Origin of the sequence: Hyphomicrobium sp. (assembly GCF_036262015.1) — a bacterium.
In the GTDB taxonomy this organism is placed as follows: Bacteria; Pseudomonadota; Alphaproteobacteria; order Rhizobiales; family Hyphomicrobiaceae; genus Hyphomicrobium_C.
The window spans coordinates 345,884-364,133 of the sequence record NZ_DATAJR010000007.1 but is presented as its reverse complement, the minus strand read 5'-3'; the positions used below and the strand labels follow the sequence as shown (position 1 = coordinate 364,133).

Annotated in this window: 18 protein-coding genes and 1 pseudogene; all 19 read left to right on the top strand. The window is 64.3% G+C overall.

Annotated elements, in window-relative coordinates; translation table 11 throughout:
* Positions 1 to 244 precede the first annotated feature (244 nt).
* Positions 245 to 763, top strand: coding sequence for a DUF2840 domain-containing protein (locus VHO05_RS08665; RefSeq protein WP_207588938.1), 519 nt, complete (start codon positions 245 to 247; stop codon positions 761 to 763).
* Entirely contained in the window at positions 760 to 1,305 is a 546-nt protein-coding gene (locus VHO05_RS08660) for a S26 family signal peptidase (RefSeq protein ID WP_207588936.1), read from the top strand. The genes VHO05_RS08665 and VHO05_RS08660 overlap by 4 nt, the downstream gene beginning before the upstream one ends.
* A gap of 36 nt (positions 1,306 to 1,341) precedes the next feature.
* On the top strand, positions 1,342 to 1,677 hold the full coding sequence (locus VHO05_RS08655) for a DUF736 domain-containing protein (protein ID WP_207588934.1): 336 nt from the start codon (positions 1,342 to 1,344) through the stop codon (positions 1,675 to 1,677).
* Positions 1,674 to 2,606 (top strand): lytic transglycosylase domain-containing protein, encoded by a 933-nt coding sequence (locus VHO05_RS08650; RefSeq protein WP_329646178.1) that lies wholly within the window; start codon positions 1,674 to 1,676, stop codon positions 2,604 to 2,606. Before VHO05_RS08655 ends, VHO05_RS08650 begins: the two co-directional genes overlap by 4 nt.
* Before the next feature lie 313 nt (positions 2,607 to 2,919).
* A pseudogene (locus VHO05_RS20230) lies at positions 2,920 to 3,567 on the top strand (relaxase/mobilization nuclease domain-containing protein); the annotation flags it as partial.
* A 9-nt stretch (positions 3,568 to 3,576) separates the two neighbouring features.
* On the top strand, positions 3,577 to 4,974 hold the full coding sequence (locus tag VHO05_RS08645; RefSeq protein ID WP_371413031.1) for a DUF3363 domain-containing protein: 1,398 nt from the start codon (positions 3,577 to 3,579) through the stop codon (positions 4,972 to 4,974).
* A 104-nt stretch (positions 4,975 to 5,078) separates the two neighbouring features.
* Entirely contained in the window at positions 5,079 to 5,648 is a 570-nt protein-coding gene (locus tag VHO05_RS08640) for a TetR/AcrR family transcriptional regulator (RefSeq protein WP_029074205.1), read from the top strand.
* A 93-nt stretch (positions 5,649 to 5,741) separates the two neighbouring features.
* Positions 5,742 to 6,815, top strand: coding sequence for a 23S rRNA (adenine(2503)-C(2))-methyltransferase RlmN (rlmN, locus tag VHO05_RS08635; protein WP_207588930.1), 1,074 nt, complete (start codon positions 5,742 to 5,744; stop codon positions 6,813 to 6,815).
* 12 nt (positions 6,816 to 6,827) lie between these two features.
* Positions 6,828 to 7,790: a LysR family transcriptional regulator gene (locus VHO05_RS08630; protein ID WP_029074207.1), complete on the top strand. Its 963-nt coding sequence runs from the start codon at positions 6,828 to 6,830 to the stop codon at positions 7,788 to 7,790.
* Positions 7,791 to 8,104: 314 nt separating this feature from the next.
* Positions 8,105 to 9,319, top strand: coding sequence for a chloramphenicol/florfenicol efflux MFS transporter FloR (gene floR / locus VHO05_RS08625; protein ID WP_329646177.1), 1,215 nt, complete (start codon positions 8,105 to 8,107; stop codon positions 9,317 to 9,319).
* 54 nt (positions 9,320 to 9,373) lie between these two features.
* Positions 9,374 to 10,330 (top strand): LysR family transcriptional regulator, encoded by a 957-nt coding sequence (locus VHO05_RS08620; RefSeq protein ID WP_035830405.1) that lies wholly within the window; start codon positions 9,374 to 9,376, stop codon positions 10,328 to 10,330.
* A gap of 131 nt (positions 10,331 to 10,461) precedes the next feature.
* Positions 10,462 to 12,450, top strand: coding sequence for a conjugal transfer protein TraG (locus VHO05_RS08615; protein ID WP_099547422.1), 1,989 nt, complete (start codon positions 10,462 to 10,464; stop codon positions 12,448 to 12,450).
* A gap of 10 nt (positions 12,451 to 12,460) precedes the next feature.
* Positions 12,461 to 12,940 carry a hypothetical protein gene (locus VHO05_RS08610; protein WP_029074210.1) on the top strand — a complete coding sequence of 160 codons (480 nt, stop codon included), beginning with the start codon at positions 12,461 to 12,463 and terminating at the stop codon, positions 12,938 to 12,940.
* Between the two features lie 146 nt (positions 12,941 to 13,086).
* On the top strand, positions 13,087 to 14,082 hold the full coding sequence (trbB, locus tag VHO05_RS08605; RefSeq protein ID WP_099547423.1) for a P-type conjugative transfer ATPase TrbB: 996 nt from the start codon (positions 13,087 to 13,089) through the stop codon (positions 14,080 to 14,082).
* A complete protein-coding gene (locus tag VHO05_RS08600; protein ID WP_029074212.1) occupies positions 14,079 to 14,411 on the top strand; it encodes a TrbC/VirB2 family protein in 333 nt (110 codons plus the stop codon). The genes trbB and VHO05_RS08600 overlap by 4 nt, the downstream gene beginning before the upstream one ends.
* Positions 14,411 to 14,692 (top strand): VirB3 family type IV secretion system protein, encoded by a 282-nt coding sequence (locus VHO05_RS08595; protein WP_029074213.1) that lies wholly within the window; start codon positions 14,411 to 14,413, stop codon positions 14,690 to 14,692. Before VHO05_RS08600 ends, VHO05_RS08595 begins: the two co-directional genes overlap by 1 nt.
* 13 nt (positions 14,693 to 14,705) lie before the next feature.
* Positions 14,706 to 17,198 carry a conjugal transfer protein TrbE gene (gene trbE, locus VHO05_RS08590; RefSeq protein WP_292258818.1) on the top strand — a complete coding sequence of 831 codons (2,493 nt, stop codon included), beginning with the start codon at positions 14,706 to 14,708 and terminating at the stop codon, positions 17,196 to 17,198.
* Positions 17,195 to 17,968, top strand: a complete 774-nt coding sequence (gene trbJ / locus VHO05_RS08585; protein ID WP_099547425.1) for a P-type conjugative transfer protein TrbJ — start codon at positions 17,195 to 17,197, stop codon at positions 17,966 to 17,968. The genes trbE and trbJ overlap by 4 nt, the downstream gene beginning before the upstream one ends.
* A 14-nt stretch (positions 17,969 to 17,982) precedes the next feature.
* Entirely contained in the window at positions 17,983 to 18,249 is a 267-nt protein-coding gene (gene trbK-alt, locus VHO05_RS08580; RefSeq protein WP_099547426.1) for a putative entry exclusion protein TrbK-alt, read from the top strand.
* Position 18,250: the final 1 nt, after the last annotated feature.

Genomic DNA, 18,250 nt, shown 5'->3' with positions numbered 1-18,250 from the left:
GGTCTCTCTCCATTCCGGTTGATGGTGGACCGGCATAAGCCAGCCAGATCACCGTTTACGGTATGGCAAGAGGCGCTTTCTCCACACGCGACGAGAACAGAAACAGTTACCCCAGCTAACTCTTTTTCTTTGACGCGCGCGCACCCGAAGCGTGGTGCCGGTTCTGCCCGAAGGGGCGAGCCATGACGGCCGCGCTCGACGCGCTGCGCCCGCGCAGCCCCCAGCACATCACCGGAGACAAACAATGACCCGTCGCGCCCACCGCAGCGCGCACGGCCGTCCGCTGCCGGACGGGCCTGCGCCCTTCACAACATTGGTCGAGCTGACCTTCGAGAAACGCAAGGTCGAGCACTGGATACGCTTCGGCCGCAAGAGCTACAAGCAGATCATCGACCGCCGCCGCAGCGTCGTCGGTTTCGCGCCGGGCAGCGTCTTTGCCTTCGTGCGATGGGCGAAGGGCGAGCACGGCACTGTCGTTTCCCGCATCGACATTGTGCGCGCCATCGGCCGGGGCGAGCCGTTCCAGACATTGCCGTTCGTGCGTCCCGGCGGCGAAATCCTGTTGCGCCTCGACGGCTGGCCGAAGGTGCAGCGTGCGCTTGTCGCTATCGACGCCGTGGATGCGCTCGGCCTCGATCCGGCCGACGCCTCACCGGAGCATTGGCGGCACGTCCATAACCGTTTGACCGCCAATCTGGAGCCGCACGCCTACACCCCCGAGCGACATGCCGCTTGGCTTCATCGCCGAAGGATCGACCCATGACGCGCCGCCGCACCCTCACGGTGACGGCGCTCGCCGCCATCGGCATCGCCGCCGCCAGCGCCGTCGATTGGCCCGTGAAACTCATCTGGAACGCGACGGCCAGCGCACCCATCGGCTTCTACACCATCGCACCGGCCGAGCGGATCGAGGTGCCCGAGATGGTCGCCGTCATGCCGCCCGAACCGCTCGCCGCCTTCATGGCCGAGCGCGGCTATATCACGCGCGGCGTCCCGCTGTTGAAGCGCGTCTTGGGCTTGCCGGGACAGCGGGTTTGCCGCACCGGCCGCACGATCACGGTGAACGGGATCGAGATGGGCGAGGCGCTGGAGCGCGACAGCCTCGGCCGTGATCTGCCCGTCTGGCGGGGCTGCCGAGTGATCGGCGACGGCCAGCTTTTCCTCATGAATTGGGAAGTCCGCGACAGCCTCGACGGCCGCTATTTCGGACCCACCCCCGCAGCTTCCGTCATCGGCCGAGCGGTCCCGCTCTGGACCGATGAGGAAGGCGTCGGCCGCTACGAGTGGCGCGCACCGACGCATTGAAACCATCCCCCGAAAGCCAACCGCAGGAGATTTCCCATGGCAGAAATAGGCACCTTCACCCGCACCGAAACCGGCTATGCCGGGGAGCTTCATTCGTTCGGCCTGCACGAAAAGCTGTTCATAGTCCCGGCCAAGCCAAGCGACGTGAAAAACGCGCCCGACTATCGCGTGCGCCTCGATAGCGAGGACGGCCCGGACGCCGGCCCGACATGGAAGGACGCCAGCGAAAATGCCGGCGACTTCGTGTCGATGAGGCTGGAGGGACCGATCTTCCCGTTCCCGATCCGCGCCAAGCTGTTCCAGTCCAACGACGATCCTTCGGTCTGGACGCTGCGTTGGAAGCACCCCCGGAAAGTCGAGGACGAGGAATGACGGCCGCGCGCGTCCGGCCCGCCATCCGGTCCAGGATCGTCATCCCTTTGTTCGCGGAAAAGCCGTCTCATCCCTTCGTCCCGCTCGGCCACCGGACGGCCGGCGCGCACAGCGAAGGTCAGGGGCGGCCATCGGCCGGCGCTAGCGCCTTGCCCTTGACCGCAGCGCGCACGCTGGCAGGCTGGTGTCGAAGCGGAGACAGGACTGCATGGCACTATGCCGTCCTGATACTGGCCGACGCGCTTTCCGTTTGCGCGGGATCGGGCGTCGCGGTTGCACAATCCGCGCCCGTCGAGCGCCCGGCCGCCGCCCATCCTTATGCGGTCCACATCGCCGAGGCGTCGCAGCGTTTCGGCATCCCCGAGCAATGGATTCGTGCCGTGCTGCGCGCCGAAAGCGCGGGCGACGTGCGTGCGGTTTCGTCGGCCGGCGCGATGGGATTGATGCAGGTGATGCCCGACACATGGACGGGCCTGCGCATCCGCTACGGCCTCGGCCGCGACCCCTACGACTCGCGCGACAACATAATGGCTGGCACGGCCTACCTGCGCGAAATGTGGGATCGCTACGGCAATGTCGCGGCGATGCTCGCGGCATATAACGCCGGCCCCGGCCGCTATGACGAATACCTTGCGACCGGCCGCACCCTGCCGGCCGAAACGCGGGCCTATGTCGCCGCGCTCGCGCCGATCCTCGGCGGCGCGGCTGCAACCGAACCGCCGTCATCGGCACCGCCACCGCCGCCTGATTGGCGCGAGGCACCGCTGTTCGTCATGCGTCCGGGCGACACGCGGGCCGTCGCCGCGCCGCCGTCCGACGCACAATCCGGCGACGCCCGCGCGACCGTTCCGGCGCGCGATCCCGCCGATGCAGAGTCGCAGGGCGACAGCATTTTCGTCGCCGACGCGAGCGGTTCGGGAACGCCATGAGGGCGGCGTTCCCGCGCTCGGCGGCGCTCATTCCGGTGTCCAGTCAGGCAGGTTTTTGCCCGGCTGGATTCCCGGCAGGAGGGGCAGAAAAGGCAGAAAGGGCGGAGGGCAAGATTAAAGAAGACGGCACCATATCGGGCCGCTTCTGGAAATTGTTGTTGTCTGCACACTGGTTAGGTGGCCGGTTCCGGCACCATGGTTTTGAGGGGTCGCGTGCCGCGATTTCGCACAAAGCCTTGGCTTTGCTGGGTTTCGAGCGGCACCATAGGCCCATATCAGCCGTTTTTCGGTGGTTTTATCAGGAGTCGCGCCCATGAGCGCCGACGATGAAAACCGCTTCCGTCCGAAGCCGGGCCGTATCCGATCCGACACACCGAAGGCCGGCAAGACCAAGAGCTTTTTCACGCAGGTCAAGAAGATCACCCGGCAGCATCAGGCAGCAGCCTCCCGCGATCCTTCCATGCCGTCATCCGCTCGCCCGTCATCGCCGGGGCGGTCCCGTGCCGTGGTCGCCAGCGGCAAGGGCGTGAAGCGCGGCCGGGGCGCGAGCTTCGTGCGCGCTCGGAACATCTCCGGCCAATGGCATCATCGCCAGCCCGGCAGCCGCCGCGTGATCGTCAAGCAGCGCAGCGTTCGGGCCGCGTGGAAGGGCGCACGCGCCCGCGCGCATCTGCGCTATGTCCAGCGCGACGGCACGTCACGCGACGGCGAGCGGGGCCGGCTCTATTCGGCGACCGAGGACCGCGCCGATGGCGACGCCTTCCTTGATCGCGGCAAGGACGACCGCCACCAGTTCAGATTCATCGTCTCGCCCGAGGATGGCGCGGAGCTATCGGACCTCACGGCCTACACCCGCGATTTCATGAAGCAGGTGGAAGCCGACCTCGGCACGAAACTCGATTGGGTCGCCGTCAACCACTACAACACCGGCCATCCCCATGTGCATGTCATCGTCAACGGCCGCGACGAGATGGGCGAGGATCTAATCATCAATGGCGACTACCTCGCCAACGGCCTACGGGAGCGCGCCAGCGAGCTTGCCAGTCTGGAACTCGGCCCCGTCACCGAAATCGAGCAGACCCGCAAGCTGTCGGCCGAGATAGACCAGGACCGCTTCACCCGGATTGACCGCGCCATGGCCGAGGAAGCCGATGCCCGGTTCCTCGACCTGCGCCATGAACCGGCCGCACCGCGCCGCCAGTTCGAGCGCACCTTACGCCTGCGCCGTCTCGCCAAGCTGGAGAAGATGGGACTGGCGACCGAGCACGCGCCCGGCGTTTGGGAGTTGAGCAAGGACATGGAGCCGGCCCTGCGCGAGTTGGGCGAGCGCGGCGACATTATCCGCACCATGCAGAAGGCGCTCGGCCCGCAGGGAGGCGAACGCGATCCCATGAGCTTTCAAATCCATGACGGAGCGCCAGAGACACCCATCGTCGGCCGCGTCGTGGACAAGCACCTGTCGGACGAGCTGGGCGAGAACCTGACCATTGTGGTGGACGGGATCGACGGCAGGACGCACCACATCGCAGGCATCGCGCCCGAGCGGCTGGAGGACGCCCGCGTTTGCAGCGTCGTCCAGATCGGCCCGGCCGAGGCGACCGCCCGACCGTCCGAACGCGCCATTGCCGCCATCACCGAGGACGGCATCTATCGTCCGAGCCGCCATCTGGAGCAGGCGAAGTTCGAGGGCCGCGTTCCGGGCGGCGATTATGAGGGCTATGTCGATGCCCATGTCCGGCGACTGGAGGCATTGCGCCGCGCCGGGATCGTCGAGAGGATCGACGCCGACCAATGGCGCATCCCCGATGATCTGGTCAGCCGCGCCGCCGCCTATGACGCCGGCCGTGACCGGCAGGCCAGCGTTCGCATCCTTTCCCCGGTCGATCTAGGCAAGCAGATCGGATCGGACGGCACGACATGGCTGGACCGGCGATTGGTCCATGGCGAAACGGCCGACCTTGCGCCGGCCGGCTTCGGCCAGCAGGTGCGTGAGGCGATGGACCAGCGGCGCGAGCATCACATCGAACAGGGCGATGCCACCCGAGCACGGAACGGCCGCATCTTCTACCGGCGCAGCCTTCTCGCCACCTTGCGCGAGCGGGAGGTTGCCCGCATTGGCGCGGAGATGGCCGAGGGCAAGGGGTTGCCGTTCCGTGCCGCCACGGACGGCGAGAACGTCAGCGGCAAGTTCACCGGGACCGTTCAGCTATCGAGCGGCAAGTTCGCCGTGGTGGAAAAGAGCCATGAGTTCACGCTTGTCCCGTGGCGGCCGGTGATCGACCGCCAGCTCGGCCGCGAGATCACTGGCGTCGTGCAGGGCGGATCGGTGTCGTGGCAGTTGGGGCGAAGGCATGACCTTGGCCTTTAGCACATACGCGTGTTTCATCCGGTATCTATCATGCCCCGTGTATCTCACGCTGGATGCCGGCTATTGTAGGGGCCATCATTCAAGCGAGCAGTAGAAAAGAAGATATGCCGAGACCGAAACTTCATAGCGATGAGTTCATTCTAGATACCGCGCTAGGCATCCTTCTTCAGAAAGGTCCATCGGCCTTCACCCTCTCCGATGTTGCGGAAGCGGTCGGCATCTCGCGGGCTGCACTGATCCAGCGGTTCAAAGACAAGGCGACGCTGCATCTAAAGGTCATGGAGCGCAACACGCAGGAGGTGCGCGACTATTTCGCGGGTGCGAGTCCCGAAAAGGGCCTCGATCCGCTGTGGGCGATGCTCAAGGACCTCATCGCCGGTATGGGTGACGGTGCCGGAACGGAAGGCTACCTTCTTCTATTGTGGGGAGACGTTCAGGAGCCGTCGCTTCGCGCCCTTGCGGCGGAGCGGAACAGACTGGTCCTGAAAGCTATCGAGGCACGACTGCCCGCCGGGCCGCGCCCACCCGAGCATACCGCCGGCTTGATTCAGACGGTCATTCAGGGGTCTTGCATGCAATGGCTCGTTGAGCCGGAAGGCGAGCTAGCGGCTTTCATGACCAAGCGCACCCACATGCTTCTGTCCGTCCTCTATCCCGACCATGTGTTCGGGTAACACCATCTGGAGGGTTGTTTATAACAGTCGTGTCGATTATTTATAAGGCATGCGCCACGGTATCGCCGGGCACGGAAACCCGGAACGACTATCATGCCTATACAAGAACCCAGCCCGTTGGGGGCCGAACGACAAAAAGCACTGCCTGCGCCAACCTTGGCGCTGAACCTCATGGCCGACGAGTTCGATGCGTTGAACGCGAGCAGCGGGCCGCAAATCGCCTATCGCGACCTGTTCTGCCCACACATGGACCTGCCGCGCGCCTTGCGGAACTGGTCAGAGGCTCGGGGCGTCCAGTTGCGGAGCCTTCGCAAAATCACGCATGAGCGCGGCGGTCGGTCGCAGAAGGTGCTTTTCGGCCTTCATGACGGTTATGCCGTTGAAAGCGTTCTGATCCGTCGTCACGACGGACACACCGCCTGTATTTCGTCACAGGTTGGATGTGCCTTCGCCTGCCAGTTCTGCGCTTCCGGCCAAGCCGGCCTCAAGCGCAACCTTTCGGCGGGCGAGATTGTCGAACAGGTCGTTCAACTCGGGCCGAAGGTCAACCGGATCGTGTTCATGGGCATCGGCGAGCCTTTGAACAACTACGAGCAGGTGATGAAGGCGATTCGTATCCTGCGCGACCGGCGAGGGATGAATTTTCCCACCACGGGAATCACGCTTTCGACCATCGGCATACCGAAGGCTCTAGCGCAATTGCGAGAAGAGCATCTGGCGATCAATCTGACTATATCGCTGCATGCGACGACGCAGGAAGTTCGCGACCGTCTCATCCCCGGATCGCGTAAGCACGACATCAAGGAGGTCATCGCGCGCGCTTCGTCATGGGCGGAACGGCACAACCGGATCGTCACCTTTGTCTATCTGGTCCTCCCCGGCATCAACGACACGCTTGCTGATGCGAAACGGCTTGCCGGTCTCATGAACAAGCGAAGGGCGCGTGTGAACCTTATGCGCTGGAATCCTGTCGATGGCATCGCGCTTGATCGAACCGGCGACCGCAGCCTCGGACTTTTCCGTGAAGTGCTGGATCGCGCCGGTGTGCCGGTCGTGGTGCGGGATACACAGGGGCGGGATATTTCGGCGGCATGCGGTCAGCTCTGGTTGCGCGATCTGCGCGGAATCCCGGTCGAAAAACGCGGAGCCACAAAAAAGGCCGCCTAGCGGGAGCATAGGATGCGGCGTTCGAAAAGACATGCGAACGATGCCTTCCGATCAAGTGAAACGCTGCTCGGGTCGCGCATACCTCTCTTGTCGCTGATCCAGACGCTTGCGGTCGCTGAATATCTCAACTTCCGCCACGCAGCGAACGCACTCGGGGTTGCACAATCCAGCGTCAGCGCCCGCGTGAAGGCGCTGGAAGAAGACCTTGGCATCCTCCTGTTCGAGCGTCGTGCGCGTGGCGTTCGGTTGACCGAAGCCGGACGCCACTTCGTCGAGCGGATCGCAGCCGGCGTCGATCAACTCGACCATGCGGTGAAGACCGCAGGCATGGCGGCGACGGGGGAATGGGGCCGCCTGCGCATCGGCGTCCATGCCTTGATTCCGCGCAGCTTCCTCGCCGATCTGATCGGGCAGTATCGGGAAAACCATCCCGGCATCGAGGTCGAAATCACCGAAGGCACGGCCCGCGATGCGGTCATGCAGCTTCGTGCCGACCGGCTGGACGTGGCGTTCGTCGCTGGCACACCAGAGCTGCCCGACTGCCATACACGGCCGGTCTGGACTGAATCGCTGGTAGCGGTGCTACCGGATAGGCATCGTCTTGCCGGGCAGCCGGCAATCACTTGGGCCGATCTGGTCGGCGAAACCTTCCTTGTCCGCTATGGTGGCACTGGCCCGCAGGTTCATGACCATATCGTGCTGCGCCTTGCCGGGCGCTGGCCCGCGCCTTCGATACTGCGCTTCGACGTAGGACGTGGCACGCTACTATCCATGGTCGGACAGGGATTCGGCATTACCATCGTCGGGGCAGCGACGGCACTGCTGCCGACTGCCGGCATCACCTTCCTGCCTTTCGCCGATGAGCCAGAGCCGGTTGCCTTTACCGCCGTCTGGTCGCCGTTCAATCGAAGCGCCGCGCTCCGTGATCTGCTCTCTCTCGCAAAAGAAATGGGTCGGCTGATCCGCGTCGACTGAACCTCTGCCGTTCCAGCCAACCGCCAAAGCAAGGCATAGGGGTTTCATACGGCCAAGAATGACGGGAACGTCAACAGCGGGGGATTGGGTGGCTACGAGCCAGCGATACGGCATTGCGAGGCAACAGCTGATCGTATAAGTGATAGCTAGTCAAATTTGTGATCGTGGAGTGGTCAGCATGGGAAATCCAAAGTCAGCAGACAAGTAAGCCGCAACAGCAAAATTGTTGTTGCGGCGCTCTGTGAGACCAATCCCATGTGATTGCTGATGTGCAGACGCCGCCCGAGATTTCTTAATCGAGCGGTTGACTTATCATGACCATCACACGCCCTGCATGGGCCTATACGCTGCCGGCAGCCCTACTGCTGATGGCTCCCTTCGACATCCTCGCTTCACTGGCGATGGATATTTATCTCCCCGTCGTTCCAGCGATGCCCGGCATCCTGAACACGACGCCCGCCATGATCCAACTCACGTTGAGCCTCTATATTGTGATGCTCGGTGTGGGCCAGGTGATTTTTGGTCCGCTCTCAGACCGCATCGGGCGACGGCCAATTCTACTTGCGGGCGCAACGGCTTTCGTCATTGCGTCTCTGGGAGCAGCTTGGTCTTCAACTGCACCAGCCTTTGTCGCTTTCCGTCTGCTTCAAGCAGTCGGCGCGTCGGCCATGCTGGTGGCGACGTTCGCGACGGTTCGCGACGTTTATGCCAGTCGTCCTGAGGGTGTCGTCATCTACGGCCTTTTCAGTTCGATGCTGGCGTTCGTACCTGCGCTCGGCCCTATCGCCGGAGCGTTGATCGGCGAGTTCTTGGGATGGCAGGCGATATTCATTGCTTTGGCTATACTGGCGATGCTCGCACTCCTAAATGCGGGTTTCAGGTGGCACGAAACCCGCCCTCTGGATCAAGCGAAGACGCGCCGATCTGTTTTGCCGATCTTCGCGAGTCCGGCTTTTTGGGTTTACACCATCGGCTTTAGCGCCGGTATGGGCACCTTCTTCGTCTTCTTCTCGACGGCTCCCCGTGTGCTCATAGGCCAAGCGGAATATTCCGAGATCGGATTCAGCTTTGCCTTCGCCACTGTCGCGCTTGTAATGATCGTGACAACTCGTTTCGCGAAGTCCTTTGTCACCAGATGGGGCATCGCGGGATGCGTAGCGCGTGGAATGGCGTTGCTCGTTTTCGGGGCGGTCCTGTTGGGGATCGGCGAACTCTTCGGTTCGCCGTCATTCCTCACCTTCATCGTGCCGATGTGGCTCATGGCGGTCGCCATTGTCTTCACTGTGTCCGTTACCGCGAACGGCGCTTTGGCAGAGTTCGACGACATCGCAGGATCAGCGGTCGCGTTCTACTTCTGCGTTCAAAGCCTGATAGTCAGCATTGTCGGGACATTGGCGGTGACGCTGTTAAACGGTGACACAGCGTGGCCGGTGATCTGTTTCGCCACGGCGATGGCAGTGCTGGTGTCGTTGGGGCTGGCGCTCCTTCGGCTCCGTGGGACTGCCACCGAGAAGTCGCCAGTCGTCTAACCGACGACTGGTGGCAGGCCCGCTCCGATGCGGCGCACTAACCATCGAAACCTCGTGAATGGCGGTATCCTGTCTGGCAGGATACCGCTCATTTCCCTTGTTCAGTTCATCGCCGTCGCCGAGCATCTGAATTTTCGGCATGCGGCCAAGGCACTCGGCGTCAGCCAGTCGAGCGTCAGCGCGCGTGTGAAAGCGCTGGAGGATAACCTTGGTATCCTGCTGTTTGAGCGCCATGCGCGGGGCGTTCGGCTAACAGACGCAGGCAGGCACTTCATGGAGCGTGTCACGGCGGGTGTCGATCAACTCGATCACGCGGTGAAGACCGCCGGCATGACAGCTCAAGGAGAATGTGGCCGGCTTCGCATCGGCATCCATGCCTTGATCCCACGCAGCTTTCTCACGGAGCTGATCCGTCATTATCGGGAAGCCCATACCGGCATTGAGGTCGAGATAACCGAAGGCACGGCCCGCGATGCGGTGATGCAGCTTCGTGCTGACCAGCTCGACGTGGCGTTCGTCGCGGGCAAGCCCGAGATGCCCGACTGCCATACCCGACCGATCTGGACCGAACCGCTGGTGGTGGTGCTATCGGATGGGCATCGCCTCGCCGGGCAGTCCGCAATCACTTGGTCCGATCTGGTCGGCGAGACTTTCATTGTTCGCTATGGTGGCACCGGCCCGCAGGTCCATGACCATATCGTGCTGCGCCTTGCCGGGCGTTGGCCCGCACCGTCGATCCTGCGCTTTGATGTGGGGCGCGGCACGCTGCTATCTATGGTCGGACAAGGCTTCGGCATCACTATCGTCGGCGAGGCCACGTCATTATTGCCGACGACCGGCATCGTCTTCCTGCCCTTCCTCGATGAACCGGAGCCGGTTGCCTTTACAGCCGTCTGGTCGCCGTTCAATCGCAGCTCCGCACTGAAAAATCTACTCAACCTCGCAGGCAAAATGAAGCGTGACGGCGATTCGCCCAATCGTTTCCTAGATGGCACTCGACCGGCACGATAACGGCAAAGGCGACCCGTCCTATTTGCCGCCGATAGTATCCGGCAGCCCTCCGGCATCCTCTTTCCTGTTGCCCGTCCCGATTTTGCCTACTCTCTGATCGGCTCCGTCTTTTTTTGCCGACTGGAGCCTGTATGCGCGGAGGCCGAATCCTTTGGGGGCAGATTGGTGCCGTCTTCACCATCGTTCTGGTGATGGTGTGGGCAGCGACGCAATGGACGGCGTTCCGCCTCGGCTTCCAGCCGCAGCTTGGAGCACCATGGTTCGAGCTGGCGGGCCTGCCGGTCTATTATCCGCCCGCCTTCTTCTGGTGGTGGTTTTCGTTCGACGCCTACGCGCCCGCGATCTTCGTCGAGGGCGGCATCATCGCGGTATCGGGCGGCTTCCTCGCCATCGCCGCCGCCATCTTCATGTCGATCATCCGGGCGCGGGAAGCGCGCAACGTCGCCACCTATGGATCGGCGCGATGGGCCGAGGGCAAGGAAATCCATGCGGCCGGATTGCTCGGCCCCGATGGCGTCCTGCTCGGCCGATACGACCGGGACTATCTGCGCCATGATGGTCCTGAGCATGTCCTATGCTTCGCCCCGACGCGCAGCGGCAAAGGTGTCGGGCTGGTGGTGCCGACGCTGCTGACATGGCCGGCATCCGCCATCGTTCACGACATAAAGGGCGAGAACTGGACCCTGACAGCGGGCTTTCGCGCGAAGCATGGCCGTGTGCTGCTGTTCGATCCCACGAACGCCAGATCGTCCGCCTACAATCCGTTGCTCGAAGTCCGGCAAGGCGAATGGGAAGTCCGCGACGTGCAGAATATCGCGGATATTCTGGTCGATCCCGAAGGCAGTCTCGACAAGCGCAACCATTGGGAAAAGACCAGCCATAGCTTGCTGGTCGGCGCGATCCTGCATGTTCTCTATGCGGAGAAGGACAAGACCTTGGCGGGCGTCGCCAACTTCCTGTCCGATCCCCGCCGCCCGGTCGAGGCAACCTTGCGCGCGATGATGGACACGCCGCATCTCGGCGAAGCAGGCGCTCATCCCGTCATCGCGTCGTCCGCCCGCGAACTGTTGAACAAATCCGAGAACGAGCGGTCGGGCGTGCTCTCCACCGCCATGTCGTTTCTCGGCCTCTACCGCGATCCCGTGGTGGCGCGGGTGACGGCGCGGTGCGACTGGCGCATTGCCGACCTGGTCGGCAGCCGCCAGCCCGTCACGCTCTATCTGGTCGTGCCGCCATCCGACATAAACCGCACCAAGCCGCTCATTCGCCTGATCCTCAACCAGATCGGCAGGCGGTTGACCGAGGAACTGACCACCTCCGGCAAGCGCCATCGGCTGCTGTTGATGCTGGACGAGTTTCCGGCGCTCGGCCGGCTCGACTTCTTTGAATCGGCGCTCGCCTTCATGGCGGGGTATGGAATCAAAGGCTTCCTGATCGCGCAGAGCCTCAACCAGATCGAGCGCGCCTATGGCCCGAACAACGCGATCCTCGACAACTGCCATGTGCGCGTCAGCTTCGCCACGAACGACGAAAGGACGGCCAAGCGGGTGAGCGACGCACTCGGCACCGCGACCGAACTGCGCGACTCCACCAACTACGCCGGGCACAGATTGGCCCCGTGGCTTGGGCATCTCATGGTTTCACGGCAGGAGACGGCCCGCCCGCTACTCACGCCGGGCGAAATCATGCAGCTTCCGCCCACCGATGAAATCGTGATGGTCGCGGGCACACCGCCGATCCGCGCGACCAAGGCCCGCTATTTCGAGGACGCGCGGTTGCAGGAACGCATCCTGACCCCGCCCGATCTGGTCGCCGCTCCGCTGGCGCCCAGTCCATCCGCCGATGATTGGTCCGGCCGTGTGGTCGCGGCGGAAAGCCATTCCGCGACCGACGCCGCACACGGGGCCGAGGGCGATCCGGCCAATGCTGGCATCCGCCGCGAGCCGGAGCTGCCTGAGCATGAGGAAATCGTCGCCCCGCCGCCATCACCCGAACAGGAGTTCGAGTTTGTGGACGACGAGCCGGACGTTGACGCGGCCAAGGCCCGCGCCATGCGCCAACGTATGAGGATGGTCGCGCGGCAGGTCGCATTGAACCCCGATGACGGAATCGACCTTTGAGGACACGACCATGGCAACCAGAACCCGCCTGAATCTCTATTTCGACCCCGCGCTCATTCCGCAGATCGAAGCGATGGCGCTGCGCCGCTCGGTGGCGCTGCGCCGTAATGTCTCAAAATCCGCCATCGTGGAGGCGGCGGTCATATCTTACCTGTCCGGCGATGCCGACGACCAGCTTGAAGCCGCCATGTCGCGCCGCATGGACAAGCTCGGCCGCCAGATCGACACGCTCGACCTGGATCTCGCCGTCCTCGGCGAGACGGTCGCGCAGTTCATCCATTTCTGGATGACCATCACACCGCCGCTTACGGGAGCCGCACAATCCGCTGCCCGAGCGAAAGGCGCGGAGCGGTTCGAGGGCTTCATGCAAAATCTCGGCCGGCGTCTGGCGACGGGCGACAGGTTCCTCAAGGAGCTGTCGCGTGACCTCGACTCACTTCCCGACGATCAGTTGCCGGACGAGTCCGAGAGCAACGGCGATCAAGAATGAGTATTCGGACCCATCCTATTTACCGCCGTTCGCCGCCGATCACCGCCGCCTCATAGATACTTGTTGAACCGGCCGCATTTCGGTCTCTCTTAATCGACCCCGATCTGGGGATTGCCTGTCGCGCCCCATGAAGAAACGGGGCCGACATGACCACCAACCACCAAAAACCGGAATCCATCGCGCGCGGCGCGCGCATGTTGCGCACCGCGCTCGGCCCCGCCATTGCCCGGCTGCTCGAAGACCCGGCCGTCGTCGAGGTGATGCTGAACCCGGACGGTCGCCTTTGGGTGGACCGGCTATCCGAAGGGCTTTCCGACACGGGCGAGCGACTGTCCGCCGCCGATGGCGAACGCATCGTTCGGCTAGTCGCGCATCATGTCGGCGCGGAGGTTCATGCCCGCAGCCCCCGCGTCTCGGCCGAACTGCCCGAGAGCGGGGAGCGGTTTGAAGGGCTATTGCCGCCCGTGGTCGCTGCCCCGACCTTCGCCATCCGCAAGCCCGCCGTCGCGGTGTTCACGCTCGACGACTATGTGGCGGCGGGCATCATGTCCACCGATCAGGCGGAAACGCTGCGCGAAGCCGTCGCATCCCGCGCCAATATCTTGGTAGCGGGCGGCACCAGCACCGGCAAAACCACGCTGACCAATGCGCTGCTCGCCGAGGTGGCGAAGACGGCGGATCGCGTCGTCATCATCGAGGACACGCGCGAGCTGCAATGCGCCGCGCCCAACCTTGTCGCCATGCGGACGAAAGACGGCGTGGCGACGCTTTCCGATCTGGTCCGGTCCTCGCTGCGCCTGCGCCCCGACCGCATCCCTATCGGCGAGGTGCGCGGATCGGAAGCCCTCGACCTGCTCAAAGCATGGGGCACGGGCCATCCGGGCGGGATCGGCACCATTCATGCAGGCACCGGCATCGGCGCGCTGCGCCGCCTTGAACAGCTCATCCAAGAGGCTGTCGTCACCGTCCAGCGCGCCCTGATCGCCGAGACAATCGACCTCGTTGCCGTCCTTTCCGGGCGCGGTTCCGCGCGCCGGCTGGCCGAACTCGCCCGCGTCGAAGGGCTGGGACCGGACGGCGACTACCGCATCACGCATCCCATCCCTTTGGCAATCCCCACCAGCACAGGAGAATCTTCATGATCCGCACGATTTCGCGCGGCTATCGCTTCGCCGCGACCGCCGCATCCACCCTTGTCATCAGCTTCATGCTCGCCCCGGCCGCCCATGCGTCCGGTTCGTCGATGCCGTGGGAAGCACCGCTCCAAAGCATCCTCCAGTCCATCGAAGGGCCGGTCGCCAAGATCATCGCCGTCATCATCATCATCGTGACCGGCCTGACTTTGGCCTTCGGCGATACGGGCGGCGGCTTTCGCAAGCTGATCCAGATCGTGTTCGGCCTGTCCATCGCCTTCGCGGCGTCGAGCTTCTTCCTGTCGTTCTTCTCGTTCGGCGGCGGGGCGCTCATCTGATGGCGGGCGGCCTCGAACAGCTCGACGCGGTGCCGGGGTTCACGGTCCCGGTCCATCGGGCGCTGACCGAGCATATTTTGCTCGGCGGCGCACCGCGCTCCATCGCGATTCTGAACGGCACGCTGGCCGGGGCCGTGGGCCTCGGCCTGCGCCTCTGGCTGGTCGGCATCGCCATCTGGGCCATCGGTCATTTCGCGGCCGTGTGGGCGGCAAAGCGCGATCCCCTCTTTGTCGAGGTCGGGCGGCGGCATCTGCGCATCCCCGGCCATCTGGCGGTGTGAGGGAGGCGCGTCGATGATGAACCTTGCCGAATACCGCAGCACCGCCACCCGACTCGCCGACTATCTGCCATGGGCGGCACTGGTCGGCTCCGGCGTCGTCTTGAACAAGGATGGGAGTTTTCAGAGGACCGCGAAGTTTCGCGGCCCCGATCTGGATTCCGCCGTCGCGGCCGAGCTGGTCGCCGTCGCCGGCCGCATCAACAACGCCGTGCGCCGTCTCGGCTCCGGCTGGAGCATCTTCGTCGAGGCACAGCGCAGCGAGGCGGCGACCTATCCCGATAGCATCTTTCCTGATCCCGCGTCGGCGCTGGTCGATGCGGAACGGAAGGCTGATTTCGAGGAAGCGGACGCGCATTTCGTGTCCGGCTACTTCCTCACCTTCCTCTGGCTGCCCCCGGCCGAGGAAGCCGCCCGCACTGAGGCATGGCTCTATGAGGGCCGCGAGAAAACCGGCGTGGACCCGTGGGAGCTGATGCGCGGCTTCATCGACCGCACCGACCGCGTGCTGGCGCTGCTCGACGGCTTCATGCCCGAGTGCCGTTGGATGGATGACGGCGCAACGCTGACCTACCTCCATTCCACCATCTCAACCAACCGCCATCGCGTGCGCGTGCCCGAGGTGCCGATGCACCTCGACGCGCTGCTCGCCGACCAGCCGTTGACTGGCGGGCTGGAGCCGCGCCTTGGCGACACACATCTGCGCGTCCTGACCATCGTGGGATTCCCGACCGCAACGATGCCGGGCCTGCTCGACGAGATGAACCGGCTGCCGTTCCCCTACAGGTGGGGCACGCGCGCGATCCTGCTCGACAAGACCGATGCGACCCGGTTGCTGACCCGCATCCGTCGCCAATGGTTCGCTAAGCGCAAGAGCATCGCGGCGATCTTGAAAGAGGTGATGACCAACGAGGCGTCCGCCCTTGTGGACACCGACGCGGCGAACAAGGCGCTCGACGCCGACATGGCGTTGCAGGAGCTTGGGGCAGACGTGGCGGGCATGGCCTACGTCACGGCGACCGTCACCGTATGGGATGCCGACCCGCGCGTGGCGCAAGAGAAGCTGCGCCTGGTCGAGAAGATCGTTCAGGGCCGTGACTTCACCGTCATGCCCGAGAGCGTCAACGCGGTTGACGCATGGCTCGGCAGTCTGCCCGGACACGCCTACGCCAATGTCCGCCAGCCGCCCATCAGCACTTTGAATCTCGCCCACATGATCCCGCTTTCAGCGGTGTGGGCGGGGCCGGAACGGGACGAGCATTTCGGTGCACCCCCTTTGCTCTTTGGAAAGACTGAAGGCTCAACCCCGTTCCGGCTAAGTCTCCATGTCGGCGACGTAGGACACACCCTTGTCGTTGGCCCGACCGGCGCGGGGAAGTCCGTCCTGCTCGCGCTCATGGCCTTGCAGTTCCGCCGCTATGCAGGATCGCAGGTCTTCGCCTTTGACTTCGGCGGTTCGATCCGGGCCGCGTCGCTCGCCATGGGCGGCGACTGGCACGACCTCGGCGGCGGGCTGACAGAAGGGGCCGAGGCGTCCGTCTCGCTCCAGCCGCTCGCCCGCATCCACGACACCTATGAACGCGCATGGGCGGCGGACTGGATTGCCGCCATCCTCATACGCGCGGGCGTCGCCATCACACCCGAGGTCAAAGAGTATCTTTGGACGGCGCTGACTTCGCTTGCGTCCGCGCCGGTTGAAGAACGCACCATCACCGGCCTTGCCGTGCTGCTCCAGTCGAACGACTTGAAGCAGGCATTGCGCCCGTTCTGCGTCGGAGGTGCCTATGGCCGGCTGCTCGACGCCGAGGCGGAACATCTCGGCTCGGCCGATGTGCAAGCCTTCGAGATCGAGGGCCTTGTCGGGACCGGCGCGGCCCCCGCCGTGCTCGCCTATCTGTTCCATCGCATCGGTGACCGGCTCGACGGGCGGCCCACGCTGCTCATCATCGACGAGGGCTGGCTTGCGCTGGACGATGAGGCATTCGCCGGCCAGCTCCGCGAATGGCTGAAAACGCTCCGCAAGAAAAACGCTAGCGTCATTTTCGCCACGCAAAGCCTGTCCGACATTGATGGGAGCAACATCGCGCCCGCCATCATCGAGAGCTGCCCGACGCGGCTCTTGCTGCCGAACGAGCGCGCCATCGAGCCGCAGATTACAGCCATCTATCGCCGCTTCGGCCTCAATGACCGCCAGATAGAAATCCTCGCAAGGGCCACGCCCAAGCGGGATTATTACTGCCAAAGCCGCAGGGGCAATCGCCTGTTCGAGCTTGGCCTGTCCGAAGTCGGCCTCGCGCTTTGCGCCGCATCCGCCAAATCCGACCAGACGCTCATTGCACAAATCCTCGCCGAGCACGGACGCGACGGCTTCCTCGCCGCATGGCTGCGCGAGCGCGGCGTCGATTGGGCGGCCGACCTGATCCCGAACCTCACCAATCTTGCCGACCGGCCGGAATCCGCCGCGCCGGCCCGGCTCGATACCCACCCCACACAGGAGATTCTTCCATGACCTATCCCAAGATCGTCGGGGCCTCGGCCCTCGCGCTGGCGCTCGCCGTGCCCGTCACGCTTTCGCCCATGCTGGCAAGCCCGGCCCATGCCCAGCTTTTCGGCCGGATCGTCTATGACCCGTCCAACTATGCGCAGAACGTGCTCACGGCCGCGCGCACGCTGGAGCAGATCAACAACCAGATTCAGAGCCTCCAGAACGAGGCGCAGATGCTCATCAATCAGGCCCGCAACCTTGCGAGCCTGCCGCATAGCTCGCTCCAGCAGCTCCAGCAGAACGTCCAGCGCACGCAGCAGCTTCTCGGGCAGGCTCAAAATCTCGCGTTCGAGGTCGGCCAGATCGACCAAGCGTTCCAGAGCCAATACGGCAATGTCTCGCTGTCCGCGACCGACGCCCAGCTTGTCGCCGATGCGCGCGGCCGTTGGGAAAATACGGTTGGCGGTTTGCAGGACGCCATGCGCGTGCAGGCTGGCGTCGTCGGCAACATCGACAGCAATCGCGCCGAGATGGCCGCGCTTGTCGGCCAGAGCCAAGGCGCGACCGGCGCGCTGCAAGCCACGCAGGCCGGCAACCAGCTCCTTGCCCTCCAGTCGCTGCAGCTTTCCGACCTGATCGCGCTCATCTCGGCGAACGGGCGGGCCGACGCGCTGACCGAGGCCGAGCGTGCGACCGCCGCCGAACAAGGCCGCGAGCAGCGCCGTCGCTTCCTCACGCCCGGCACCGGCTACCAGCCGGGCAACGCGCAGATGTTCAACAACGGCAACAACTGACCGGGAGGCTCGCCATGGACGGCAAGATGCTGGCCCGGCTCGGGGCCGTGGTGTTCATCGCCATCGCCGTCACGGCGACCGCAATCGACATGGCGCGGAAGGATGAACCTTCCGCGCCACCCCCTGCGCCGGCCTTCCAGCCCCCGGCCGACCCGTTGCGCGAAACCCTGCGCCACTGCCAGCAGCTCGGCGAGGCGGCGGCAAGTGACGCCGGCTGCCTCGCCGCATGGGCTGAATCCCGCGACCGCTTCCTCGGCCGTGATCGCAGCGAGGCGCGCTGAC

Bases quoted from the DNA above. Each gene is read 5' to 3' on its own strand.
- VHO05_RS08630 (WP_029074207.1), top strand. From the start codon at position 6,828: ATGCGGCGTTCGAAAAGACATGCGAACGATGCCTTCCGATCAAGTGAA.
- trbE (WP_292258818.1), top strand. From the start codon at position 14,706: ATGATGAACCTTGCCGAATACCGCAGCACCGCCACCCGACTCGCCGAC.
- VHO05_RS08600 (WP_029074212.1), top strand. From the start codon at position 14,079: ATGATCCGCACGATTTCGCGCGGCTATCGCTTCGCCGCGACCGCCGCA.
- rlmN (WP_207588930.1), top strand. From the start codon at position 5,742: ATGCCTATACAAGAACCCAGCCCGTTGGGGGCCGAACGACAAAAAGCA.
- trbB (WP_099547423.1), top strand. From the start codon at position 13,087: ATGACCACCAACCACCAAAAACCGGAATCCATCGCGCGCGGCGCGCGC.
- VHO05_RS08650 (WP_329646178.1), top strand. From the start codon at position 1,674: ATGACGGCCGCGCGCGTCCGGCCCGCCATCCGGTCCAGGATCGTCATC.
- VHO05_RS08665 (WP_207588938.1), top strand. From the start codon at position 245: ATGACCCGTCGCGCCCACCGCAGCGCGCACGGCCGTCCGCTGCCGGAC.
- trbK-alt (WP_099547426.1), top strand. From the start codon at position 17,983: ATGGACGGCAAGATGCTGGCCCGGCTCGGGGCCGTGGTGTTCATCGCC.
- VHO05_RS08645 (WP_371413031.1), top strand. From the start codon at position 3,577: ATGGGCGAGGATCTAATCATCAATGGCGACTACCTCGCCAACGGCCTA.
- VHO05_RS08610 (WP_029074210.1), top strand. From the start codon at position 12,461: ATGGCAACCAGAACCCGCCTGAATCTCTATTTCGACCCCGCGCTCATT.
- VHO05_RS08660 (WP_207588936.1), top strand. From the start codon at position 760: ATGACGCGCCGCCGCACCCTCACGGTGACGGCGCTCGCCGCCATCGGC.
- VHO05_RS08640 (WP_029074205.1), top strand. From the start codon at position 5,079: ATGCCGAGACCGAAACTTCATAGCGATGAGTTCATTCTAGATACCGCG.
- VHO05_RS08595 (WP_029074213.1), top strand. From the start codon at position 14,411: ATGGCGGGCGGCCTCGAACAGCTCGACGCGGTGCCGGGGTTCACGGTC.
- trbJ (WP_099547425.1), top strand. From the start codon at position 17,195: ATGACCTATCCCAAGATCGTCGGGGCCTCGGCCCTCGCGCTGGCGCTC.
- floR (WP_329646177.1), top strand. From the start codon at position 8,105: ATGACCATCACACGCCCTGCATGGGCCTATACGCTGCCGGCAGCCCTA.
- VHO05_RS08655 (WP_207588934.1), top strand. From the start codon at position 1,342: ATGGCAGAAATAGGCACCTTCACCCGCACCGAAACCGGCTATGCCGGG.
- VHO05_RS08615 (WP_099547422.1), top strand. From the start codon at position 10,462: ATGCGCGGAGGCCGAATCCTTTGGGGGCAGATTGGTGCCGTCTTCACC.